The sequence below is a fragment of the Saccharopolyspora kobensis genome, assembly GCF_900108315.1.
Taxonomy (GTDB): Bacteria; Actinomycetota; Actinomycetes; order Mycobacteriales; family Pseudonocardiaceae; genus Saccharopolyspora; species Saccharopolyspora kobensis.
Map to the genome: position 1 here is coordinate 41,310 of NZ_FNVB01000003.1, position 22,161 is coordinate 63,470.

General features: G+C 73.0%; 23 protein-coding genes and 1 riboswitch. Of the genes, 14 read left to right on the forward strand and 9 right to left on the reverse strand.

Annotation, left to right across the window (positions count from 1 at the left end; all coding sequences use genetic code 11):
* Positions 1–321 precede the first annotated feature (321 nt).
* The gene (locus tag C4T78_RS08905) at positions 322–573 is read right to left on the reverse strand and encodes a PLD nuclease N-terminal domain-containing protein (RefSeq protein ID WP_093358390.1); all 252 of its coding nucleotides are present in this window, start codon (positions 571–573) and stop codon (positions 322–324) included.
* 184 nt (positions 574–757) lie between these two features.
* Entirely contained in the window at positions 758–1,630 is an 873-nt protein-coding gene (locus C4T78_RS08910; protein ID WP_218161763.1) for an alpha/beta fold hydrolase, read from the reverse strand.
* 139 nt (positions 1,631–1,769) lie between these two features.
* On the opposite strand from C4T78_RS08910, the gene C4T78_RS08915 reads away from it, so the two are divergent.
* On the forward strand, positions 1,770–4,961 hold the full coding sequence (locus tag C4T78_RS08915; protein ID WP_309599266.1) for an ATP-binding protein: 3,192 nt from the start codon (positions 1,770–1,772) through the stop codon (positions 4,959–4,961).
* Between the two features lie 6 nt (positions 4,962–4,967).
* Here C4T78_RS08915 and C4T78_RS08920 read toward each other — a convergent pair whose 3' ends face one another.
* Positions 4,968–5,705 carry a class I SAM-dependent DNA methyltransferase gene (locus C4T78_RS08920; RefSeq protein ID WP_093358394.1) on the reverse strand — a complete coding sequence of 246 codons (738 nt, stop codon included), beginning with the start codon at positions 5,703–5,705 and terminating at the stop codon, positions 4,968–4,970.
* Between the two features lie 180 nt (positions 5,706–5,885).
* On the opposite strand from C4T78_RS08920, the gene C4T78_RS08925 reads away from it, so the two are divergent.
* Together C4T78_RS08925 and C4T78_RS08930 are read left to right on the forward strand one after the other, a co-directional pair.
* Positions 5,886–7,034 carry an acyl-CoA dehydrogenase family protein gene (locus C4T78_RS08925; RefSeq protein ID WP_235863892.1) on the forward strand — a complete coding sequence of 383 codons (1,149 nt, stop codon included), beginning with the start codon at positions 5,886–5,888 and terminating at the stop codon, positions 7,032–7,034.
* A 66-nt stretch (positions 7,035–7,100) separates the two neighbouring features.
* The gene (locus C4T78_RS08930) at positions 7,101–7,505 is read left to right on the forward strand and encodes a DoxX family protein (protein ID WP_177247828.1); all 405 of its coding nucleotides are present in this window, start codon (positions 7,101–7,103) and stop codon (positions 7,503–7,505) included.
* On the opposite strand, the gene folE is transcribed toward C4T78_RS08930, so the two are convergent.
* Positions 7,495–8,094: a GTP cyclohydrolase I FolE gene (folE, locus tag C4T78_RS08935; RefSeq protein WP_093358396.1), complete on the reverse strand. Its 600-nt coding sequence runs from the start codon at positions 8,092–8,094 to the stop codon at positions 7,495–7,497. The genes C4T78_RS08930 and folE overlap by 11 nt on opposite strands.
* A gap of 153 nt (positions 8,095–8,247) precedes the next feature.
* On the opposite strand from folE, the gene C4T78_RS08940 reads away from it, so the two are divergent.
* From C4T78_RS08940 to pqqE, 4 genes are all read left to right on the forward strand, one after another.
* Positions 8,248–8,940, forward strand: coding sequence for a helix-turn-helix transcriptional regulator (locus C4T78_RS08940; protein WP_093358398.1), 693 nt, complete (start codon positions 8,248–8,250; stop codon positions 8,938–8,940).
* Between the two features lie 182 nt (positions 8,941–9,122).
* Positions 9,123–9,260, forward strand: a complete 138-nt coding sequence (pqqA, locus tag C4T78_RS36945) for a pyrroloquinoline quinone precursor peptide PqqA (RefSeq protein WP_093358400.1) — start codon at positions 9,123–9,125, stop codon at positions 9,258–9,260.
* A 30-nt stretch (positions 9,261–9,290) separates the two neighbouring features.
* On the forward strand, positions 9,291–9,560 hold the full coding sequence (pqqD, locus tag C4T78_RS08950) for a pyrroloquinoline quinone biosynthesis peptide chaperone PqqD (RefSeq protein ID WP_235863893.1): 270 nt from the start codon (positions 9,291–9,293) through the stop codon (positions 9,558–9,560).
* Positions 9,553–10,623 (forward strand): pyrroloquinoline quinone biosynthesis protein PqqE, encoded by a 1,071-nt coding sequence (gene pqqE, locus C4T78_RS08955; RefSeq protein ID WP_093358402.1) that lies wholly within the window; start codon positions 9,553–9,555, stop codon positions 10,621–10,623. Before pqqD ends, pqqE begins: the two co-directional genes overlap by 8 nt.
* A 100-nt stretch (positions 10,624–10,723) precedes the next feature.
* On the opposite strand, the gene C4T78_RS08960 is transcribed toward pqqE, so the two are convergent.
* A complete protein-coding gene (locus tag C4T78_RS08960; RefSeq protein WP_093358403.1) occupies positions 10,724–11,149 on the reverse strand; it encodes a DUF6010 family protein in 426 nt (141 codons plus the stop codon).
* 208 nt (positions 11,150–11,357) lie between these two features.
* On the opposite strand from C4T78_RS08960, the gene C4T78_RS08965 reads away from it, so the two are divergent.
* From C4T78_RS08965 to C4T78_RS08980, 4 genes are all read left to right on the forward strand, one after another.
* Positions 11,358–12,308 carry a GlxA family transcriptional regulator gene (locus tag C4T78_RS08965; protein WP_093358404.1) on the forward strand — a complete coding sequence of 317 codons (951 nt, stop codon included), beginning with the start codon at positions 11,358–11,360 and terminating at the stop codon, positions 12,306–12,308.
* Between the two features lie 165 nt (positions 12,309–12,473).
* Positions 12,474–12,586, forward strand: a riboswitch (TPP riboswitch).
* Positions 12,576–13,175 carry an ECF transporter S component gene (locus tag C4T78_RS08970; RefSeq protein ID WP_218161758.1) on the forward strand — a complete coding sequence of 200 codons (600 nt, stop codon included), beginning with the start codon at positions 12,576–12,578 and terminating at the stop codon, positions 13,173–13,175. (Overlaps the previous riboswitch by 11 nt.)
* Positions 13,172–14,605 (forward strand): ABC transporter ATP-binding protein, encoded by a 1,434-nt coding sequence (locus C4T78_RS08975; protein ID WP_177247830.1) that lies wholly within the window; start codon positions 13,172–13,174, stop codon positions 14,603–14,605. Before C4T78_RS08970 ends, C4T78_RS08975 begins: the two co-directional genes overlap by 4 nt.
* Positions 14,602–15,306 carry an energy-coupling factor transporter transmembrane component T family protein gene (locus C4T78_RS08980; protein WP_177247831.1) on the forward strand — a complete coding sequence of 235 codons (705 nt, stop codon included), beginning with the start codon at positions 14,602–14,604 and terminating at the stop codon, positions 15,304–15,306. The genes C4T78_RS08975 and C4T78_RS08980 overlap by 4 nt, the downstream gene beginning before the upstream one ends.
* Positions 15,307–15,318: 12 nt before the next feature.
* On the opposite strand, the gene C4T78_RS08985 is transcribed toward C4T78_RS08980, so the two are convergent.
* Positions 15,319–15,687 (reverse strand): alpha/beta fold hydrolase, encoded by a 369-nt coding sequence (locus tag C4T78_RS08985; RefSeq protein ID WP_093358411.1) that lies wholly within the window; start codon positions 15,685–15,687, stop codon positions 15,319–15,321.
* A 392-nt stretch (positions 15,688–16,079) separates the two neighbouring features.
* On the opposite strand from C4T78_RS08985, the gene C4T78_RS08990 reads away from it, so the two are divergent.
* Entirely contained in the window at positions 16,080–16,883 is an 804-nt protein-coding gene (locus tag C4T78_RS08990; RefSeq protein WP_218161759.1) for an alpha/beta fold hydrolase, read from the forward strand.
* Positions 16,884–16,888: 5 nt separating this feature from the next.
* On the opposite strand, the gene C4T78_RS08995 is transcribed toward C4T78_RS08990, so the two are convergent.
* Complete coding sequence (locus tag C4T78_RS08995; protein ID WP_093358416.1) at positions 16,889–19,123, reverse strand: ATP-binding cassette domain-containing protein; 2,235 nt, start codon at positions 19,121–19,123, stop codon at positions 16,889–16,891.
* Positions 19,124–19,185: 62 nt separating this feature from the next.
* Here C4T78_RS08995 and C4T78_RS09000 point away from each other — a divergent pair, with 62 nt between their 5' ends.
* Positions 19,186–20,178, forward strand: a complete 993-nt coding sequence (locus tag C4T78_RS09000; protein ID WP_177247832.1) for a helix-turn-helix transcriptional regulator — start codon at positions 19,186–19,188, stop codon at positions 20,176–20,178.
* Here C4T78_RS09000 and C4T78_RS09005 read toward each other — a convergent pair.
* Both C4T78_RS09005 and C4T78_RS09015 read right to left on the reverse strand, forming a co-directional pair.
* Positions 20,152–20,328, reverse strand: coding sequence for a hypothetical protein (locus tag C4T78_RS09005; protein WP_177247833.1), 177 nt, complete (start codon positions 20,326–20,328; stop codon positions 20,152–20,154). The genes C4T78_RS09000 and C4T78_RS09005 overlap by 27 nt on opposite strands.
* Positions 20,329–20,476: 148 nt before the next feature.
* Positions 20,477–21,049 (reverse strand): TetR/AcrR family transcriptional regulator, encoded by a 573-nt coding sequence (locus C4T78_RS09015; RefSeq protein ID WP_093358419.1) that lies wholly within the window; start codon positions 21,047–21,049, stop codon positions 20,477–20,479.
* 204 nt (positions 21,050–21,253) lie between these two features.
* On the opposite strand from C4T78_RS09015, the gene C4T78_RS09020 reads away from it, so the two are divergent.
* Positions 21,254–22,147, forward strand: coding sequence for an NADP-dependent oxidoreductase (locus C4T78_RS09020; protein ID WP_093358421.1), 894 nt, complete (start codon positions 21,254–21,256; stop codon positions 22,145–22,147).
* Positions 22,148–22,161 lie beyond the last annotated feature (14 nt).

Genomic DNA, 22,161 nt, shown 5'->3' on the forward strand with positions numbered 1-22,161 from the left:
GGCGGCGCGGAGCCGGAGCGTGCGGCGATTCCGGCGTCCGGTGAACGCCGCGCCGCTACCGCAGAACCGTGGCCAGACCAGCAGTGCCGGTTCCGATGTCGTGCACCCGCGGGTACGTCGGCATGAGGAGTTCCTCTCCTGAACAGGTTCGTCCTACACGCCGACCAGGCTTCCCGGCACACCATCGACACCGCTTCGGGCTCGATACCGCCACCGTACCGCACGGAGGGACGACGGCAAGATCATTTTCCGCCGGGCGGGTGAACGCCGCGGCCGGCGGTCGCGGTGATGATCACCACGACCGCCGGCCGGGACCGTGCCTCACGCCATCCGCCGCGCGTTCCCCCGGCCGATGACGAACCACAGGATGCTGCCCAGGAACGGCGCCACGAAGACGAAGATGATCCACACCACCTTCATGCCGAAGGTCTGGGCCGAACCGAGGATGCTGATCAGCGCCCCGATGATCAGACCCACGTAGAGCAGCACCGGCAGCGCGATCAGCAGGAGCGTCCCGATCTGGAACACCCCGTCGTCGAGGGCGAGGGAGGTCTGCTGGACCAGTGCGTGCATGCCGCGTGCTCTCCTGTCCGCGCCGGGTGGCGCGCGTCGTGGCCGTCGCGGTTCTCCGTTGCCCGCGATCACCTTCGGGCAAGAAGGTACGTCCGCGGCTTCTGCGCGAACATCATCCCGAGCACTGGTTCCCCGGTGGTCCGCGAGTAGTAGCCGGGGTCGGACCCCAGTCGTACCCGCCGGGCTACCGCCTCATCAGCTCGCGCAGCGCGCCGACGATCTCGGCGGGCGATTCCTCGGCCATGAAGTGCCCGCAGGACACGGTGCGGTGGTGCAGATCGCTCGCCCAGCCGCGCCAAAGAGCCGCGGCGTCGTAGCCCAGCGCAGCGCCCCAGTCCTGCTGCAGCACGGTCACCGGCATCCGCAGCCGGTTGCCCGCCTCCCGGTCCTGCGTGTCGTGTTCCACGTCGATGAACGCCGAGGCGCGGTAGTCGGCGACGATCGACGGGACCGCCGCGCGGGAGGCCGCGAGGTAGGCCTCCCGGACGTCGGCGGGAATCGCTTCCGGGTTCGTGCCCCAGGCATCCAGGAAGTGCCCGAAGAACGCGTCCGCGCTGCCCTCGATCAGCTGCTCGGGCAAGCCCGGTGGCTGGGCCATCAGGTAGAGGTGGAAGCCGACCGCGCCGGCGGTCCCGCGCAGCACGTCCCACATGTCCAATGTGGGCAGCACGTCGAGCACGGCCAGGTGGCTGATCCGCTCCGGGTGGTCGAGACCGGCCCGGATCGCCACCAGCGCGCCCCGGTCGTGCCCGGCGAGCGCGAAGCGCTCGTGGCCGAAGGCGCGGGCGAGGGCCACCACGTCGGCGGCCATGGTGCGCTTGGCGTAGGCCGTGCCGTCGGTGTCGGCCGGCTTGTCGCTCTCGCCGTACCCGCGCAGGTCGGGGACGAGCACGGTGTGGTCGGCGGCCAGGTCGGCCGCCACGTGCCGCCACATCAGGTGCGTCTGCGGGAACCCGTGCAGCAGGACGACCGGGCTGCCGGAGCCGCCGACCGCGACGTTGAGCGCCACCTCCTCCGCCACGGTAACCCGCTGGTAGTCGAAACCGTCGATCCGCAGTGCCACGTTGAGCCCTTCGCCGGGACCGCCGCTGCCCGGCGGTCGCTGGTGGCAGCCTGCGGGAGCCGGATCAGCAACGGATCAGCACGCGCTGACCAGCGGGCGTTGTCTAGGGTTGCCGTGGAGGTGAGCCTGCGCGGTGGTGAAGTTCGGTGTGCTCGGCCCGGTCGTCGCCGAGGACGAGCGCGGCGCGATCGACCTGCGCGGACCCCGGCACCGCGCGGTGCTGGCCCGGCTGCTGATCGCCAGGGGCCGGGTGGTGCCGGTCGGGATGCTCGTCGACGACCTGTGGGAGGTCCCGCCCGACGGCGCGGTGGGCGCCGTCCAGTCGTTCGTCGCGACGCTGCGGCGGGCGCTGGAACCCGGCCGCGCGCCCCGCACGCCCGCCCGGCTGCTGGTCACCGAGTCCCCCGGCTACGCCCTGCGGGCCGAGTTCGTGGACGCCTGGCAGTTCGAGGCTGCGGTGGCGGAGTCCGGCGACCTGCTGGCGCGCGGCCGGGCGGAGGACGCCCTGGCCCACGTCGAGGCGGCGCTGGACCGGTGGCGCGGACCTGCCTACTCCGAGTTCGCCGAGGAGCACTGGGCTCGCGCGGAGGTGACCCGGCTCGGTGAACTGCGGCTGCTCGCGGTGGAGCGGCGGGCCGAGGCGGGGCTCGCGGTGGGCCGCGCTCCCGCCGTCGCCGCCGACATGCGAGCGCACGTGTCGGAGCATCCGTGGCGCGAGCACGCCTGGCAGCTGCTGGCCATCGCCCTCTACCAGGCCGGACGCCAGCGCGATGCGCTCGAAGCGCTGCGCACCGCCAAGGCCGCGCTGGCCACCGAGCTCGGTGTGGATCCGGGCCCGGACCTGCGCAGGCTGGAAGCCGACATCCTCGCTCAGGCGCCGCGGCTCAGCACGACCCCCGCCACCGCTCCCGCGCTCGAACCGGTGGTCGCCGAGCGGCGCTTGATCGGCCGCGACCGGGAGCTCGGCCGGCTCGCCGCGGCCGCGGCGGAGGCCGCCGACCGGCGCGAACTCCGGTTGGCGCTGGTCGCGGGCGAGCCGGGTGCCGGGAAGACCGCGCTCGTCGAGGCACTCACGCGGGAGCTGGCCGCCGCCGGGTGGATCACCGCCTGGGGCCGCAATCCCGAGCACGAGGGCGCACCGGCCACGTGGCCGTGGATCCAGTTGCTCGACGGCCTCGCGGCGGCCACGCACGTCCCGGCCCCGGACGTCTTCGCCGGGGCCGACGACGACGCCGTGGCGGCTCGATTCCACGCGCGGCGCCGCGTCGTCTCCCACATCGGTGCGGTGGCCGCCGAGCGCCCGGTGCTGCTGGTCCTCGACGACCTGCACCGGGCCGACGAGGAGACGCTGGCGCAGCTCACCGCGCTGATCAGCGAGCCCGTGCACCAGCCGGTGCTGCTGGTGGGGACCTACCGCAGCACCGAGCTCTCCCCCGCTCTCGCCGAAGTGCTGGGCCGCAGCGCCGGCTCCGAACCGGCCCGGATCTACCTCGCCGGGCTCGGCCGCGCGGAGGTCGGCGAGCTCGCCCGCGCCGCCGCGCAGCGCGAGGTTCCCGAGGAAGCGGCGCAGGTCATCCACGCGCGCAGCGGCGGCAACCCGTTCTTCGCCCGGGAGCTGGCCCGGCTGTTCGACACCGATGGGGACGCGGCGCTGCACGCGGTCCCGGCCGGGGTGCGCGATGTCGTGCGGCAGCGGCTCAACGCGCTGCCCGGCCCCGCCCGCACCGTTCTGCGGCAGGCGGCCGTCATCGGCGACGAGGTCGACATCGACCTGCTGACCGGCTCCGAGGAAGCAGTGCTGGACGCCGTCGATGCGGCCGTGCTCCTGGGGTTCCTCGTCGAATCCGGTTCGCGGCTGCGGTTCGCCCACGCCCTGGTCCGGGACACCGTCCACGCCGAGGTGTCCGGTCCGCGGCGGAGCCACTGGCACGCCAAGGCCGCCGAAACCCTCGAACGCATCCGCCCCGACGACGTCGAGGCGATCGCGCACCACTTCCTGCTGGCCGGCAGCACTGCGACGGCGGGCAGGGCAGCGCACTACGCGGCGCTGGCCGCGCAACGGGCCGAACGCCGCTTCGCACCGCACGAAGCGGCCCGGTCGTGGGAGGCGGCGATCGCCGCGCACGACCGATCCGGCGCGACCGATCCCCGGCGCAGGCTCGACCTGGTCATGGGCCTGGTGCGGGCGCTGGCGATCACCGGCGACCTGGCGGCGGCGCGGGTGCACCGCGCCGAGGCGATCACCGCGGCCGAAGCGCTGGGCGATGCCGAGTCGACGGCACGGGTGATCGGAGCGTTCGACGTGCCGGGCATCTGGACCACCAACGACGACCCGGTGATGTCCGAGCAGGTGGTGGCGGTGACCGAACGGACCCTCGCGGCCGTGCCGGAACACCTGGTGGCGGAGCGGGCGCGGCTGCTGGGCACGCTGGCGATGGAGCTGCGCGGCACCGGCTCGGCCCGCGGGCGCGAGGCCGCTGCCGAAGCCGTGGCCCTCGCTCGCCACCTGCACGAGCCGGAACTGCTCGCCTTCGCCCTCAACGGCCGGTTCATGCACACCTTCGACCGGGCCGGGCTCGCGCCCGAACGCGCCCGGACCGGCCGCGAGCTCGTCGAGCTGGCCGCGGGTCACGGACTGGTGACCTTCGAAGTGCTCGGCCACCTGATCCTGCTGCAGGCGCACTCGGCGCTGGCCGAGTTCGACGTGGCCGACCGGCACGCCGCGGCCGCCGATGCCCTGGCCGAACGCCACGAGCTCCCGCTCGTCGCGGTGTTCACCCGCTGGTACGCGGCGGTCCGCGACGCGGCCGCCGGTCGCATCGCCGAGGCCGAAGCCGGGTACCGGGCCGCGGCCGCGCGTCTCGGCGGCACCGGGATGTGGGGAGTCGAGCGCGGCACGCTCCCGCTCGCCCTGCTGTGCCTGCGGATCCAGGAGGACCGACCGTCCGCAGTGGACCTGGCGACGGACTGGGGCCCGTTCCTGCCCTGGGTGCGCCCGCTCGGACTGCTCGACGCCGGCGACCGCGACGCGGCGGTCGCGGCGGCGCGCGCGGTCCCGGAATCACCGCCCGACCTGCTGCGCGAAGCACGGCTGTGCCTGACCGCGACGACCGCCGTGCGGCTGGATGATCAGGCGCTGATGGAGCAGGCCTACGCGGCACTGGAACCCGCAGCGGGTGAGCTCGCCGGAGCGGGCAGCGGCCTGCTCACCGCGGGCCCCGTCGCCCACCACCTCGAAAAGCTCGCCACCGGGCTCGGCAGGCCGCACGCCGCGCGGCGAAACCACCGGCGCGCGGCCGAGATCACCCGGCAAGCCCGGCGCTGAGGCCGCTCAGCCGCGCGGCTTCTCCCAGATCGTCACGTGGTAGCGGCTCTCGTTGCCGAAGGGCCGCCGCGTCCAGTCCTCCCAGCGCTCCCGGCGCCGCAGCCCGGCGAGTTCGGCCATCAGGTCGAGCTCGGCGGGCCACGCGTAGCGGGCGGGGAACGAGCGGAACTCGCCGCGGCCGTCGACGACCTCGACGTAGTTCGAGGTCAACGTCTGCTCGGCCACGTCGTAGACGTCGTAGGCCCAGCCGGTCGCGCTCGTCCGGAAGGGCACCACCCGCTGCCCGGGCGGCAGCTTCCGCAGCTCCGGGACCCCCACCTCCGTGACGAAGCAGCCGCCGGGTTCCAGGTGCCGCGCCGCGTTGCGGAAGCACGCCACCTGCTCGGCCTGCGTCATCAGGTTGGCGAGCGTGTTGAACACCGCGAAGACCACCGCGAAGGTCCCGTCCACCCGCGCGGTGGCGATGTCGCCGATGGTCACGCCGATCGCCGCGCCACCGGGCTTGGCGCGCAGCTGATCGACCATCGCCCGCGACAGGTCCACGCCGTGCACCTCGACGCCGCGCTGCGCCAGCGGCACCGCGATGCGCCCCGTGCCGACTCCGAACTCCAGCGCCCGTCCGCCACCGGCGAGTTCGGCCAGCAGCTCGACCGCCGGCTCCACGGCATCCGGCTGGAACAGCTCCGCCCACCTCTCGTCGTAGTCGGCCGCGACATCCGCCCCGAAGTGCCCGTCCGCATCCACGGCAGGACCGTAGCGGGCGCGATTCCCGTGCCGCACCTGGTTTTTCCGGCGGGCCGGACGCCGCCATTCGGGCAAGACCGCGGCGACCGGCCACCCGAACCGATCTCCGGTCGTAGTCTCGATCGCAGCCGAGGCACTGGTGCGCCGAGCTCGGCCCACGACGAGCAGGAGGTACCGAACTTGATCTCGAACCCGGATCTCGTGCGGCGCTCGACCGCGCTGCGCCCGGTTCTGGAACGGCACCGGCAGGCGGGCGACGAGCAGCGCAGGCTCACCGACGAGACCGTCGACGCGCTCACCGGGGCCGGGCTGCTGCGGGCCGCGGTGCCGAGCCGGTTCGGCGGCGGGGAGTGCGACCTGGCGACGATCCTGGCGGCCACCCGCGAGGTGGCCAAGGCCGATCCGTCGGCGGGCTGGGTGATGATGATCTTCAGCGCGGCGAACTGGCTCACCGGCCTGTTCGAGCCCGCCGCCCAGGACGAGATCTACGCGGCCGGGCCCGACGCGCACGTGTGCTCGGTGCTGACACCGCACGGGACGGGACGCCGCGCCGACGGCGGTTGGATCCTGAACGGGAACTGGGCACCGGCGTCCGGCTGCCTGCACGCCACGTGGGCGCTGCTGGCGTTCTCGCGCGACGCGGGCGGACCCGGGTTCGCGCTGGTGCCGACGGCCGAGCTGACCACCTCGACCACCTGGTTCACCCTCGGCATGCGGGCCACCGGGAGCCATCTGCTCGTCGGTGAGGAGATCTTCGTGCCGGACCACCGGGTGCTCGCGCTCGGGCCCGCCGTCGCCGGCGTGCGCGGCACCGACGTGCCGCGCTACCGCTCCGCGCTGATCCCGACGCTGACCACCTGCATGATCGCGCCGTACCTGGGCATCGCCACGGCGGTGCTGGAGCACGTCGTCGACCACGCCGAGGACAAGGGCATCCCCGGCACCCGCTACGAGCGGCGCAGCGACTCGGCGGCGTTCCAGATCGCCGTCGCCCGCGCCGCGACGAACATCGACCTGGTGGAGATGATCGGCGACCGCGCCGCGGCCACCGTCGACGGCCACGCCGCGGCGGGCACCCACCCCGATTACGCGGCCCGGGCCCGGATCCGGCAGCACGCCGGGCACGCGGTGCAGCTGTGCTTGTCGACTGTGGACGAGCTCGTCACCGCGTCCGGCTCGTCGGCGCTGGCCGATTCGCACCCGCTGCAGGGCTACGTGCGCGACATCCACACCGCGGCCAGGCACGCGATGGCCAACCCGGCGATCTGCGCCGAGGCCTTCGGCCGCGCGCTGCTCGGCACGAGCACCAACATCACCGACCTGATCTGAGGTTGGCGGTGGCCGCGCGCGGTTAGCCGGGTGGAGGACGGCAAGCGCGCGAGGGAGGCGGTCGGCGTGGTTCGGGATTCGTGGGACCGGCTGGGCGGAGCCGTGCTCTCCGCCGCGCGGATCGTGGTGTCGTTGCTCTTCGTGCTGCACGGTGCGGCGACGTTGTTCGGCGTGCTCGGCGCCGGTGCGCCCACCCCCGTCGGCCGGTGGCCGGGGTGGTGGGCCGGTCTGATCCAGTTCGTCTGCGGTGGGTTGGTGATGGTCGGGCTCGGCACCAGGCCGGCGGCGCTGATCTGCTCCGGGGCGATGGCGTTCGCCTACTTCACCGTGCACCAGCCGCGCGGGCTGCTGCCCATGCAGAACTACGGCGAACCAGCCGCCCTGTACAGCTGGTTCTTCCTCCTCATCGCCGCGCTCGGCGCGGGGCCGTTCTCGCTCGACGCCCTGCTGCGCCGACCGGTCAGGCGTTGACGCCGGTGAGCGAGAAGAACTCCTGCCTGGAGCGGGCGTCGGAGCGCAGGGTGCCCAGCAGCGTCGAGGTCACCGTGCTGGATCCGGTGGCCTGCACGCCGCGCAGCGTCATGCAGGTGTGCTCGGCTTCGACGACCACGCCGACGCCCTGGGGCCGCAGGTGCTCGCACAGCCAGTCGGCGACCTGCTTGGTCAGCCGTTCCTGCACCTGCGGACGGCAGGAGAAGTGCTCGACGACGCGCGCCAGCTTCGACAGCCCGAGGATCCGCTCGCCCGGCAGGTAGCCGACGTGCGCGGTGCCGACGAACGGCAGCAGGTGGTGCTCGCACACCGACCGGACCGGGATCGACCGCGCCAGCACCAGTTCGTCGTAGCCCTCGTCGTTCGGGAACGTCGTGAGGTCGAACGGGCGCGGGGTGAACAGCTCGGCGTAGGCGCGGGCCATCCGGCCCGGTGTGCCCCGCAGGCTCTCGGAGTCGGTCGAGATGCCCAGCGCCCGCAGGAGATCTCCCGCAGCCCGCTCGGCGGCGCCGAGGTCGATCTCGCCGGCGGGCTCGTGCGCGACGCGCAGGGCAGGTGCGGATGTCATCAACGTCTTCCTTCGCGTCGACGCGGCCAGGCGGCCCCGATTTCACCAATCGACGTTAGTCTTATTCCGGCAGTCCGGTCAACGCTCCCGGCAGCGAGATCACAGGCCGTATTCCACCCATTGGGATGTGCCGGAGAGCGCTAGGGTTGGGCCATGGATGAGGCCGGTTCGACGGTGACCGCGGTGGCCGCGCTGGAAGACGAGCTGCGACGCGGGATGTACGACTACATCCGCCGCGCCCGGCGGCCGGTGGGCCGCGACGAGGCCGCCTCGGCGGTCGGCATCTCCCGCAAGCTCGCCGCCTTCCACCTCGACAAGCTGGTGGCCGCGGGACTGCTGTGCGCGCGGTACGAACCGCTCGGCGGGATCCGCAAGGTCGGCCGCACCCCGAAGGTCTACGAGCCGGCGCGCACCGACATCCGGATCAGCATCCCGCCCCGCCAGCACGACCTGCTCGCGGGCATCCTCCTCGACGCGGTGCTCGACGAGGGCGATCAGGAGAACGCCTCCCAAGCGACGCTGCGGGTGGCTCGCGAGCACGGGCACCGCCTCGGCACCACCGAACGCGAGCGCACCCGTCCCGGCAGGCTCGGCGCGGAACGCGCGCTGACCCGGGCCGCGGAGGTGCTCGCCGGCTACGGCTTCGAACCGGACCGGGAGGCACCCGGTTGCGTGCGGCTGCGCAACTGCCCGTTCCACCCGCTCACCGCCCGGTCGCCGGAACTGGTGTGCGGCCTGAACCACGCCTTCCTGCAGGGCTTCCTCGCCGGGCTCCAGGCCCGCACCGCCGAAGCAGTGCTCGAACCGCACCCCGGCGAGTGCTGCGTCGCGCTGCGGAGCAGGTGAAGGACCAAAGTCTCGAATTCCGCCGCCGACCTGCGAATTCGGGCACGCCGAGGGTGACCTGGGCCGTGCCGCGGAGCTATTCTTCAGCTGCGATGGGCCCGGCGTGGCGGGAAGGCGCCGGAGGGCCGCGTTCGCCGTCGCACTCCCCGGATCCGTCGCCGCAGAGGAAGAGGGTGACAGCCGTGGAACCCGATACCGCCCGCCCCGCTCTCCGCTGGGAGCCACCGGAGTTCGAGGAGACCGAGTGGGAGCACCCGGACTTCGAAGAGGTCCAGTGCACCTCCGAGGTGACCATGTACGTCGGGTTGCTGGAGGACTAGCCGGTGGGCGCACCCACCGGAGCGAGACCGGTGCGCTCCTCCAGCCGCCCGGCGCTGGCCTCCCACGTGCGGCTCGCCTACGACCGGTCGCGCGGTGAGCACGTGCTGCTCGGACCGGAAGCGGTGCTGGTCCTGAACCCGCCGGGGGCATCGGTCGTCGACCTGTGCGACGGGCGGCGGACGGTGGCCGACATCGTGGCGAACCTGCGCGGCCGCTACGACCGGGTGGCCGACGAGGAGGTGGCCCGGTTCCTCCAGCGGCTCGTCCGCAAGCGGTACGTGGAGCTCGGCGATGACTAGGCCGTACGGCATGCTCGCCGAGCTCACCTACGACTGCCCGCTGCACTGCCCGTACTGCTCCAACCCGCTGCGGATGGCCGACTACGCCGAGGAGCTGACCACTGCGGAGTGGCAGCGGGTCATCGGCGAGGCGCAGGAGCTGGGCGTGCTGCAGCTGCACCTGTCCGGCGGCGAACCCCTGCGGCGCCGCGACGTGGTGGACATCGTGCGCTTCGGCAGCGGGCTCGGCCTCTACACCAACCTCATCACCAGCGGGATCGGCCTGTCCCGGCGACGGGCCGAGCAGCTGCGCGAGGCCGGTCTCGAACACGTGCAGCTGAGCGTCCAGGCGCACGAGGCCGCTGCGTCGGACCGGATCGCGGGCACGCCCTCCTTCCGCCGCAAGGTCGAAGCGGCCCACCTGGTCAAGGAGCTGGGCTGGCCGCTGACGGTGAACGTCGTGCTGCACCGCCTGAACATCGACCGGATCACCGAGATCATCGCCCTGACCGAGGAGCTCGGCGCCGACCGCGTCGAACTGGCCAACACCCAGTACTACGGCTGGGCCCTGCGCAATCGCGCCGCGCTGCTGCCCAGCCGCGCCCAGACCGACCGCGCCGAGGCCGTCGTGCGCGCCGCGCGCCGCCGCCTGACCGGCCGGGTGGAGATCACCTACGTGCTGCCCGACTACTACGGCCGCTATCCCAAGCCCTGCATGGGCGGTTGGGGCGCGCACCAGCTCACCGTGGTGCCCAGCGGCGACGTCCTGCCCTGCCCGGCGGCGCACGTGCTGCCGCTGCCCCACCCGAACGTCCGCGCTGAACCGCTGTCCCGGATCTGGGCGGATTCCCCGATGTTCCAGGCCTTCCGCGGAACCGGCTGGATGGCCGAGCCCTGCCGGAGCTGCCCGCGCCGCGAGATCGACTTCGGCGGGTGCCGCTGTCAGGCGTTCCTGCTCACCGGCGATCCCGCCCGCACCGATCCGGTCTGCGTCCTGTCGCCGGACCACGGCATCGTCACCGACGCGATCCGCATGGCCGGCGAACGCGTCCTCACCCCGCGCCCGCATCCCCGCGACACCTAGAGCCCGCACCGCCGGCGGGTTTGCGGTGCAAGCGATCTCGGTCGCGAACGCGCAGTTTCCGGCCGATGCGGACGTCATTCCCGCTAGCGCCGTTGAGCGCTCACGACCGTTCGCGGGCGACCGGTTTCGAACGGCGGGCGAACCGGGCGCGCAGCGGCGCCACGAGCGAGGGGCCGCCTGCGAAGCACCACACCGCGATCACCGGGTCGCAGAGCGCGCAGCCGAAGGAGGCGTGCTCGAGGAACGGGATGATCGGATTGCCGTGGAGGTGGTGCGCGACGTCCCAAGCCGTGTGCAGCAGCCAGGCGATGCCGATGAACGTCCAGGACTCCAGTCCCCGGTAGGCGCAGTAGGCCACGGCGGCGCAGAAGACGAGCTCCCAGATGCCGAAGCCACCGCCGCTGATGTAGGCGGCACCGGCACCGGCGACCATCAGGGCGTTGAACCGGCGCCGGTTCGGTTCGCGGATGAACGAGTTCAGCAGCGCGTAGAGAACACCGATCAGCATCGGCGTGATGATGGACATGCTCGGTCCTGCCACTTCCGGGTGTCGGGAACTGGGGCGCCCGCCGGGCGGGTCGCCCTCCTGGTCGGAATCCGACGCTATGCAGCGCGGGCGGGAGCCGGAAGTGGCTGGATTGCCACCTTCCAACGGAATCCCGCCAACGCTCTGACCAGCGCACTGCCCGCCGCACCTCGTTGGCGGGAATCGCGGGTGCGGCTACATTCGCGCCATGCACACCGTGGCCGTCCTGGCGCTCGACGACGTCATCCCGTTCGACCTGGCCACGCCGCTCGAGGTGTTCACCCGCACCCGGCTGCCCGATGGCCGCGCCGCCTACCGGCTGCGGATCTGCGCCGCCGCCCCGACCGTCAGCGCGGGCCTGTTCACCCTGCAAGCGCCGTGGGGGCTCGACGCGCTGGAGACGGCGGACACGATCGTGCTGCCCGGTTGCGCGGATCCGACCGCCGAGGTTCCGGGCGCCGTTCTGGACGCGCTGCGGCGAGCAGCCGAGCGCGGCACCCGCATCGCCTCGATCTGCTCCGGGGCCTTCGTCCTGGCCGCCACCGGACTGCTCGACGGGCTGCGCGCGACGACCCACTGGCGCGCGGCCCCGCTGCTGGCCGAGCGGCATCCCGGGATCGACGTGGACCCGGACGTGCTCTACGTCGACAACGGCCAGTTCCTCACCTCGGCCGGTGCGGCGGCGGGGCTGGACCTGTGCCTGCACCTGATCCGCCGCGACCACGGTTCCGCGGTCGCCGCGGACGCGGCACGCCTGTCGGTGATGCCGCTGGAGCGCGAGGGCGGCCAGGCCCAGTTCGTCGTCCAGGACCTGCCCGCGGCGCCGCGCGGCTCGGCCCTGGAGCCGCTGCTGAACTGGCTCGAGGACAACGCCGCGCACGACATCTCCCTGGAGGACATCGCGGCCCGCGCTGGCATGAGCACCCGGACCCTCAACCGGCGCTTCCGCGAGCAGACCGGCACCACTCCCCTGCAGTGGCTGCACCGCACCCGCATCCGCCTCGCCCAGCACCTGCTGGAGACCACCGACCACCCGGTCGAGAGGATCAGCGCCCAGGTCGGCTTCGGCTCCCCCACCGCGTTCCGCGACCGCTTCAAACGCGTGGTCGGCACCACCCCGAACACCTACCGAAACGCCTTCCAGCACAACGGCACCTGAACCTCCCTATTCATCCACTGTGGACCTACCGTCGAGGGTCGGTTCTCGCTGCCAACCTCGCGCCGATCACCACACGCCGTGTTCGCTCCACTGCGGACCGCTCTCGCCGCTATCCCGCACGCGCCATCCGGTGTCGGGGCCTGCGGGGTGGGAGGTAGGGTGTGTGGCCGTTGACAGGGGAGCGCCGTGGTGAAGGGCGCTGAGAGTGCGGGTTGAGCCGCAGACCCTCCGAACCTGCTCCGGTTAGCACCGGCGAAGGGAGTTCTTGTGGCGCGCGATGCCGCTTTCCGGTACCGGACGATCGATTTCGTCACCGTGGCCATGCTCGGCGTGGCCATCGGCGTGGCGTTCTGGGGCTGGGCGCAGCTCTACCAGGTGCTGAGCACCCTCTCCGCGTTCGCGTTCCCGCCGAGCTCCGGGCTGTTCGGCGGCGCTTGGCTGCTCGGCGGCGTGATCGGCGGGCTGGTCGTCCGCAAGCCCGGGGCCGCGCTGCTGACCGAGGTGGTCGCCGCCTCGGTGGAAGCGCTGCTCGGCAACAGCTGGGGCCTGTCGACGGTGATCTCCGGGACCATCCAGGGCTTCGGGGTGGAGCTGGTGCTGGCGGTGTTCCTGTGGAAGCGGTTCGGTCCCCTGGTCGCCGCGCTGGCGGCCGCGGTCGCCGCCGCGTTCGAGTCGTTCTACGAGTGGCAGGTCTACTACACCGACTGGGCGCTGCCCTACCAGCTGGCCCACCTCGGGTTCTTCGTGGTCTCCGGCGTGGTCATCGCCGGGTTCGGCGGCTGGGCGCTGGTCCGCGGGCTGGCCGCGACCGGTGCGCTGGACGCCTTCGGTGCGGGACGGGAGCACCACGAGCGGACCGCGGTGTGACCACCTCGACGGACCTCCGCGCGGAGCTCCGGGGTTTCGGCTGGCAGCCGCTGGGGCGGCGCGCACCGGCGATCGACGGGCTGGACCTGGACGTCCGGCCGGGCGAGCGGATCCTGCTGGCCGGGCCGAGCGGGGCGGGCAAGTCGACGATCATCCACGCGCTGGCCGGGGTGCTCGGCGGTGCGCTGCCGGGCGAGATGAGCGGCGCGGTCCGGGTCGACGGCCAGATCGGCCTGGTGCTGCAGAACCCGGGGGCCGCGGTGGTGGCCGACCGGATCGGCCGCGACGTGGCCTTCGGCCCGGAGAACAGCGGGATCGCGCGGGAGGAGATCTGGCGGCGGGTGGCCGAGGCGCTCGAACTGGTCGGGCTGCCCTACCCGGTCGACCGGCCGACGTCGGCGCTGTCCGGAGGTGAGCTGCAGCGGCTCGCGCTGGCCGGGGTGCTCGCGCTGCGGCCGTCGATGCTGCTGCTGGACGAGCCGACCTCGATGCTCGACGCCGGCAACGCCGACCGGGTGCGCACCGCCGTGGCCGATGTCGTGGCGAGCACCGGCGCCTCGCTGGTCGTCGTCGACCACCGGATCGGGCCGTGGCTGGACCTCGTGCACCGCGTCGTCGTCCTCGACGCCGGTGGCCGGATCGTGCACGACGTCGACCCGGACACCTGCCGGGCGCGGCTCACCGAGGACCTCGGCCGGGCCGGGGTGTGGATGCCCGGCCTGCCCGCGCCCGAGCCGGCCGACGTGCCCGCGGCGCTGGTCGCGCCGGAGTCCCCCGCACCGCGGCTGGACGTCCGCGACCTGGGCGTGGACCTGGTGGCCCGCCGGATGCGCGGCGCCGCCCCGATCGTGGCGCTCGACGAGGTGTCGACCGAGGTGCTGCCCGGGCAGCTCTCGGTGTTCACCGGCGCGTCCGGAGCGGGCAAGTCCACCCTGCTCGCCGCGCTGGCCGGTCTGGTCCGGCCCGATCGCGGCGGCATCGGCGGCACGCCGGTCCCGCTGCACCGGATGAAGTCCCCGGAGCTGGCGCGGACGGTCGGCTGGGTGCCGCAGAACCCGGAGCACGGCTTCCTCACCACCAGCGTGCGGCAGGAGATCACCCGCACCGGGCTCAAGCTGGGCACCGGCGTCGCGGTCGAGGAGATCCTGGAGGTGCTCGGGCTGGGTTCGCTGGCCGAGGCCAACCCCTACCGGCTCTCCGGTGGTGAGCAGCGCCGGGTGGCGCTCGCCGCCGCGCTCGCGCACCGGCCCGGGGCCCTGATGCTCGACGAACCGACCGTCGGTCAGGACCGCCGCACGTGGGCGGCCATCACCGGGTGGATGCGAGCGGCCGCGCGCGCAGGCGCCACCGCAGGCGCTTCCACCCACGACCAGGCGCTGATCGAGATCGCCGACCGCGAGACGCGGCTCGACCAGGGGCGGGTGCGGTGAACGGCGTGCTGGGCAGGGCGAACCCCCTGGTGCTGGTGGCGGTGGGACTGCTGGCGCTCGTCGCCTCGCTGGGCGTGCGCTCGCTGCTCACCGCGGTGATCACCACCGGCGTCTACGTGCTCGCCCTGGCGCTGATGCTGCCGTCCCGCTCCGGTCATCCGCTGCGGTTCGCCACCGTCGTGCTGGGCGGCGTTTCGGTCGCCTACTCGACGTGGCTGCTCGGCGGCGGGCACCTCGACGTCGCCGCCACCGCTGGACTGCGCATCGCCGTGCTGGCGCTGCCCGGCGTGGCCGTCGCGCCGCTGATCGAGCCGATGGCGCTGGCCGATCAGCTCGGGCAGCGACTGCGCCTGCCGCACCGGTTCGTCGTGTCCTTCGCCGCGGCGCTGCAGCGGTTCGAGCAGCTCGGGCAGACCTGGCAGCACCTCTCGCGGGCGCGCCGGTCGCGCGGGTTCGGCCCCGGGCGCGGACCGGTCTCCCGCGGCCGCCACGCCGCCTCGGTCACCTTCGGGTTGCTGGTCACCACCATGCGCGAGGCCACCAGCGCCTCGATCGCGATGGACGCCCGCGGGTTCGCCCGGGCCCGGCGCCGCACCTGGGCCGAACCGGCGCCCTGGACCGCGACGGACACCGCCGTGCTGCTCGTCGGTGTCCTGCTCGCCGCGGTCCCGTACGCGGTGGGGCTGTTCTCGGGGGCATGACGCCGCCGGCCCTCACCCGGCGAAGAACCCGGTCACGCGGCCTGTCCAGCTCTTGACGTCCTCCGCGGTCCTCGACACGTGCAGGGTGGAGTTCGGCAGCAGTTCGTGCAGCCGCTCGGCGGTGGAGACCGGGTGGAGCGGGTCGGTGTCCCAGGTGAGGATCAGGGCGGGGTGGTCCAGGGCGGCGATCGCCTCGGGTGCGGGCAGCTCGGAGGAGCCGACCCCGCGCAGCGCGGCCGGGATCAGCTCGTCCGGGACATCGGGCGCGAGGTCGAACTTCGGGTAGTCGGCGAAGATCGGCAGCGGCTCGGCAACGGCCCACTGCCGCGCGGCGACGGCGATGACCGCCAGCCACCCGCGCCGGAACATGCTGGTGAGCACGCTGATCTCCTCACAACCGATCTTCCAGAACGAAACTTAGCCTAAGCTAAGTAATCCCGGCATCCACCCAAAGGTCAGGTACGCCACATTCCGGACAAAATCGTGTCCGGTCGCTCACGCAGCGCTACCACCGGGGCGAACGCAAGAAGTCCACAGTGGACCCACCGCGACGGCGGCGCTCGGGCGCCGACGAGCTCCTGGCGCTGAGCCGCAACGCTCCGTTGGAACACTGCGGTGATCTGCTGCAGACTCTTGCCGGACGGCGACGGATGCCGAGGAGGCGGGGTGAAGCAGGTCCCGCGGCGCGCTCCGCTGCCGCACCACCTCGCCGGTCCCGCGGATCAGCGGGCCGGAGCAGTCGTGACGGACTGACCAACGACAGGAGGCAGCACGTGAACCGCATCCGGCTCGAGGACGGCGACATCCACGTCCTGGACGACGGAGCACCGGACGCCCCGGCTCTCCTGCTGATCCACGGGTCCGGGGCCTCCGCCCGTTCGTGGGATGCGCTGGTCCCGCTGCTGACCGGTTCCCACCGCGTCATCCGCATCGATCTGCTCGGGCACGGCCGGTCCGGCAAGCCGGACGACCGCAGTTACGGCACCTCCGAACAGGCACGCCGGGTCGCCGCCGTGCTGGACGGGCTCGGTGTCGCGGGTGCCGTCGTCGTCGGTCACTCCAGCGGCGGGCTGGCGGCCACCGCGCTCGCCGAGCTCCGCCCCGATCTCGTGGCCGCGCTAGCGCTGATCAACACCGGTCCCAGCCTGAACGCCTTCAGCGCAACGGGTTCCGCCATCGAGCCCGCGCAGTGGGCGGAGCTGACCGATGAGCAGATCCGCCAGTTCATGAAGCCCGCGTTCAGCCGCGCGGGCTTCGAGATCCCGCAGCAGCTCGTCGCGGACGTGCGGGCCATGACCTTCCACACCTTCACCGCGACGATGCGGGCCGGCACCGAATACCTGGGCCGGCGGTCGCTGCCGGAACGGCTGGCCCCGCTCGGCAAGCCGCTGCTGGTGCTCTTCGGCGAGGACGACCAGCGGTGGAGGTCCTCCTCGGCCGCCGAGTACCGCGCGGTGCCGGGTGCGGTGGTCGAGCTGCTGCCGGGTCTCGGGCACTCCCCTCTCCTGGAGGATCCGCCGCGCACCGCCGCCTCGCTGCTGCCGTTCGCCGAACTCCACGCCGTGCGGCCGGGCTGAGCCCGTCAGGTGGTGGCGCGCAGCGCGCGTGCGGTCGCCGACTCGTCGCAGGCCAGGAGTTGCTGCGGGGTTCCCGCGCACACCACGCGGCCGCCGCGGCGGCCCGGGCCGGGACCGAGGTCGATCACCCAGTCCGCGCTGCGGATCACCTCCAGGTTGTGCTCGATCACCAGCACCGTGTTGCCGCGCTCGACCAGCCGGTCCAGCACCTGGAGCAGGACTCCGGTGTCGGCCAGGTGCAGGCCGGTGGTCGGCTCGTCGAGCACGTAGCAGGTGGGGTGTTCGGCGGCGGAGAGCTCCTTGGCGATCTTCAGGCGCTGGCACTCACCGCCGGACAGGTCGGTCAGGGGCTGGCCGAGGCGCAGGTAGCCCAGGCCCACGTCCACCAGCCGGCGCAGGGCGCCGGCGATCGCCGGTTCGGGCAGGCGGCGCACGGCCTCCTCGACGGTCAGGTCGTCGACGTCGGCGATGGACAGCCCGTCGACGGTGTGCGCGAGGACTTCGGCGCTGAAGCGGCGGCCGGAGCAGACCTCGCAGACCGTTTCCTGGCCCTCCATGAACGCCAGGTCGGTGTAGATCACGCCCGCGCCCTGGCACGCCGGGCAGGCACCTCCGGAGTTGGCGCTGAACAGCTTCGGGCTGGTTCCGCTGCGGCGGGCGAACAGCTTCCGGATCGCCGGGGCGATCCCGCAGTAGGTCAGCGGTGAGGAGCGGCGGTTGGTGCTCACCGGGCGCTGGTCGACGACGGTGGCCCCGTGCTGGGCGACGAATTCCGCGGCCAGGCTGGACTTCCCGGACCCGGCGACCCCGGTCAGCACCGTGAGCACACCGGTCGGGATGTCGACGGTGAGGTCGCGCAGGTTGTTGCGGCGGGCGTTGTCGACGCGCAGCTTTCCCGCGTGGGCGCGCGGTTCTCGTTCCCGGACCCGCGTCCGCAGGCCACGCCCGGTCGGCGTGTCCGCGATCGCCAGCTCGCCGAAGCCGCCCTCGAACACGATCCGCCCGCCCGCGTCGCCGGCGGCGGGGCCGAGCTCGACGATCCGGTCGGCAGCGCGCATCACGTCCGGGTCGTGCTCCACGACGAGCAGCGTGTTGCCCTTGTCCCGCAACGACTTCAGCAGCTCGATCATGGACTGCACGTCGTGCTGGTGCAGGCCGACGGTCGGTTCGTCGAACACGTACAGCATCTCGACGAGGCTGCTGCCCAGGTGCCGGACCGTCTTGATGCGCTGCGACTCGCCGCCCGAGAGCGTGGTCGTCGGTCGCGCCAGCGACAGGTAGCCCAGGCCGATCCCGGTCAGCGCGCCGAGCTTGTCCGACAGCGCCGCGACCACCGGCGCCACCCGCGGATCCCGCACCTGGCCGATGAGCCCGGCCAGCTCACCGATCTCCATCCGGCTCATCTCGCCGATGGTGCGGCCGAGCACGCGCGCGGTGCGGGCCGCTTCGCGCAGCCGCTCGCCGCCGCAGTCGCGGCAGCTCGCCGAGCGGGTGAACCGGCGCAGCACCGCCTGCTTGCGCTCGGACAGGTTGTCGGCGGTGTGCAGGTAGATGCGCTCGAAGCGGTCGATGACGCCTTCGTAGTCCTTCGGCACGTCCCGCGACAGCCGGTGCGCCGCTTCGCGGTGGAGCAGGGCTTCCCGGTCGGCGGCCGACCAGTCGCGCAGCGGCGCGGCCGGGTCGAAGGCGCCGATCCCGGCGTACTGCCGGTACCAGTACTGGCCGTTGCCGAAGCCGGGCAGCAGGATCGCGCCCTGCTCCAGCGAGCGGTCCAGGTCCAGCACCCGTTCCACGGCGGTGGTCAGCGTCTCCCCCAGGCCCGCGCAGGCCGGGCACATCCCGGCCGGGTCGTTGAAGGAGAAGTGGTTGGACTCGCCGACGTGCGGTTCGCCCACCCGCGAGAACAGCAGCCGCAGGTAGGTGAAGGCGTCGGTGATGGTGCCGACCGTCGAGCGCGCGTTGCCGCCCAGGCGCTTCTGGTCGATCAGCACCACCGGTGACAGGCCTTCCAGCAGCTCGGCTTCGGGTCGGCTCCACCGCGGCAGCCGGTTGCGCACGAACGGCGGGTAGTTCTCGTTGACCTGGTACCCGGCTTCGGCGGCGATCGTGTCGAACACCAGCGAGGACTTGCCCGAACCGGACACCCCGGCGAACACCACCAGCTCGCCGCGCGGCAGGTCGAGGTCGATGGCCTTCAGGTTGTGCGTGCGGGCGCCCCGGATCCGGATCGTCGAACTCATGGCCGCGACGGTACGAACAGATGTGGCCGGGTTCTGACCGCGATTCGGGGATGATGGGGGGCATGAGCGATGTCACCCGGCGCCTGCTCGAACTGCTCGGCCACCTGCAGACCGGCCGCCGCTTCAGCGGCCCGGAGCTGGCGGCGCGGCTGGAGACCAGCCCGCGCACGGTGCGGCGCGATGTGGAGCGGCTGCGCGACTACGGCTATCCGGTGACCACCCAGCCGGGCCCGGGCGGTTTCTACCGGCTGGCGGCCGGGCAGGCGCTGCCGCCGATGGTGTTCGACGACGAGGAGGCGGTCGCCACCGTGGTCGGCCTCGGCGTGCTGGCCGCCAGCGCGCCACCGGACACCGGGGGCATCGGCTCGGCGGCCGACCGCGCGTTCGGCAAGATCGACCAGTTCCTGCCGAAGCGGCTGCGGGCCCGGGCCGGGGCCGTGCGCGCCACCTTCGAAGCCGCCGCGCAGACCGCTCCGCCGGTCAACACCGACGCCCTGGCCACGCTGGCCGCCGCCGCGGCCCGGCACGAGCACGTCACGTTCGACTACACCACCCGCGACGGCACGACCTCCCAGCGCCGCGCCGAGCCCTACCGCCAGGTGCACCTGCACCTGCGCTGGTACCTGCTGGCCTGGGATCGCGACCGGGCGGACTGGCGCACCTTCCGGCTCGACCGGATCAGCGGCATCGCCGTTCCCGGCACCCGGTTCGAGCCGCGCCCGCTGCCCGCCGAATCGGCCGCCGAGTACCTGCGCGGCAAGCTCGCCGAACCCCGGCACCGGGCCGTGGTGACCATCCACGCGCCCGCGCCCCGGGTCGCCGATGCGCTGAAGTTCTCCGACTGCGCCGTCGAACCGCTGGGCCCGGGGCGCTGCCGGATCACCACCTGGGTCGACTCCTTCGAGTGGCTGGTGCTCAACCTCGCCTTCCTCGACGCGGACTTCGTCATCGAGGAACCCGGCGAGTTCCGCGCCCGCTGCCGGGATCTGGCCCGCAGGCTCGGCCACGCCTCGCAGGCCCCGGACGGGTCAAGCCCCGGCGAAGAAGGCGCTTAGCGCGTCGGCCGTCTGCTCGGGTTGCTCCTCCGGGACGTAGTGGTCGCACGGAAGTGCTCGGCCGCGCACGTCTCCCGCGTAGTCCTGCCAGGTGGCGAGGACGTCGTAGTGGCGGCCGGCGAGGCTGTGCGCGCCCCGCAGCGCCAGCACCGGGCAGGCGATGGTCCGGCCCGCGTCTGCTGCGTCGTGGTCGAGGTCGATCGCGGCCGCCGCGCTATGTGCAGCGCCACCGCGGCCCGGTTCACCCCGCCGTGATCGACCACCGCCAGGAAGTAGCCGAGCTGACGCGCGTCCACGTCTAGCCGGTGGCCGCCCAGGCCGCCTCGATCATCCGGAAGATCCCCTCCAGCGCGGCGTCGGGATCGGCCGCTTCGCGGGCCAGCGGGTGGGCGTCGACCACGAATCTCGCGATCGTCCGGCACGCGGTGGTGGTCCGCGGCAGGCCGAGGTCGGCGGCGATGGCCGCGGCCAGCGAGTCCGCGTGGCGCAGCCGCATCAGCTCCTCGTACTGCCGCAGGTCCGGTGATGCGTCGATCATGCGCCAGATCGGTGCGGCGCCCTCGGCCGCGCAATGCCGCACCATGGCCTGCATCTCGCGGTGCAGCGCGGCGATGAGCGGTTCGTCCGGCGCACGTTCGGCGACCGCTTGGGCGAGGCGGTGCTCGAAGTTCTCGTCCTGCTCGAACACCAGCGCCTCTTTCGAGGCGAAGTGGGAGAACAGCGTGGTCACGGCCACGTCGGCCTCGGCGGCGACGTCGCGGATGCCCACCGCGTCGTACCCGCGCTCCAGGAAGAGCCGCCGGGCGGTGTCGGCGATCTTCTGCCGGGTCGCGGCCTTCTTGCGCTCGCGGCGTCCGGGTGGCGCGGTCATGCGGGCAGTCCCGCCTCTCCGCGTTGTTCAGCGGTGGTCGCGTCCGGCATCGATCTCGCGTCGTGCGGATTCTGGTGGCTGGGTTGCATCACGGTCCCCTGGGATGCGGTTGAGCAGGACTCCGGTCGGCGTCACGGCTGACCCTATCAGCTGCAAAACAAGAACGGTTTCAAAACACTAACCGTTAGTGCTACGGTCGGCGGCATGAAGAGAGTGAGCTTCGCCGAGTTCGGCGGTCCGGAAGTCCTGCAGCTCGTGGACGCCGCGGAACCCCACGCAGGTCCGGGGCAGGTGCGCATCGCGGTGCGGGCGGCGGGCGTGAACCCGGTCGACTGGCGCATCCGCGAGGGCCAGATCCTCAAGGCCCATCCGATCGAGCTGCCCGCCGGAGTCGGGATCGACGCCGCCGGGGTGGTGGACGAGATCGGCGAGGGCGTGCGAGGAATCGAGGTCGGCGACCGCGTGTTCGGCGAAGGCCCGAACACCTACGCCGAGTTCGCCGTGCTGTCGGCCTTCGCCCGCATGCCCGAGGGGCTGACGTTCGAGGAAGCCGCGGGATACCCCTCCGTGGTGGAGACCGCGTTGCGCATCATCGGCGAGGTCGGCGTGCAGCCCGGGCAGACGCTGCTGGTCAGCGGCGCGTCCGGCGGGGTCGGATCGGCGGTGCTGCAGATCGCCCGCGACCGCGGCATCGCGGTGATCGGCACGGCCGGGGCCGCGAACCAGGATTACCTGCGCGGCTTGGGAGCCGAGGCCACGACCTACGGCGAGGGCTGGGTGCAGCGGGTGCGGCAGCTCGGCCGGGTCGACGCCGCCCTGGACCTGGCCGGCTCTGGTGTGATCGGCGAACTCGTGGAGCTGACCGGGGATCCGCGGAAGGTGGTCTCCATCGCCGATCTCGATGCGCCGAAGCTCGGCGTCCGGTTCTCCGACACCGCCGGGAGCGTGCCGGACGCGCTCGCCGAGGCGGTCGACCTCATCTCGCGGGGCAAGCTGCACATCCCCGTCGAGAAGACCTACTCCCTCGCCGAAGCAGCGGCCGCGCACGTCGACAGCCAGGCAGGCCACACCCGCGGACGCCGGGTCATCCTCGTCTGAACCACCGGCCCGGC

What these genes read in the sequence shown, in the direction of transcription:
- C4T78_RS08905 (WP_093358390.1), bottom strand. Translation starts at nt 573, where the DNA reads ATGCACGCACTGGTCCAGCAGACCTCCCTCGCCCTCGACGACGGGGTG.
- folE (WP_093358396.1), bottom strand. Translation starts at nt 8,094, where the DNA reads ATGACATCCGCACCTGCCCTGCGCGTCGCGCACGAGCCCGCCGGCGAG.
- C4T78_RS08940 (WP_093358398.1), top strand. Translation starts at nt 8,248, where the DNA reads ATGGATGAGGCCGGTTCGACGGTGACCGCGGTGGCCGCGCTGGAAGAC.
- pqqE (WP_093358402.1), top strand. Translation starts at nt 9,553, where the DNA reads ATGACTAGGCCGTACGGCATGCTCGCCGAGCTCACCTACGACTGCCCG.
- C4T78_RS08960 (WP_093358403.1), bottom strand. Translation starts at nt 11,149, where the DNA reads ATGTCCATCATCACGCCGATGCTGATCGGTGTTCTCTACGCGCTGCTG.
- C4T78_RS08965 (WP_093358404.1), top strand. Translation starts at nt 11,358, where the DNA reads ATGCACACCGTGGCCGTCCTGGCGCTCGACGACGTCATCCCGTTCGAC.
- C4T78_RS08995 (WP_093358416.1), bottom strand. Translation starts at nt 19,123, where the DNA reads ATGAGTTCGACGATCCGGATCCGGGGCGCCCGCACGCACAACCTGAAG.
- C4T78_RS09000 (WP_177247832.1), top strand. Translation starts at nt 19,186, where the DNA reads ATGAGCGATGTCACCCGGCGCCTGCTCGAACTGCTCGGCCACCTGCAG.
- C4T78_RS09015 (WP_093358419.1), bottom strand. Translation starts at nt 21,049, where the DNA reads ATGACCGCGCCACCCGGACGCCGCGAGCGCAAGAAGGCCGCGACCCGG.
- C4T78_RS09020 (WP_093358421.1), top strand. Translation starts at nt 21,254, where the DNA reads ATGAAGAGAGTGAGCTTCGCCGAGTTCGGCGGTCCGGAAGTCCTGCAG.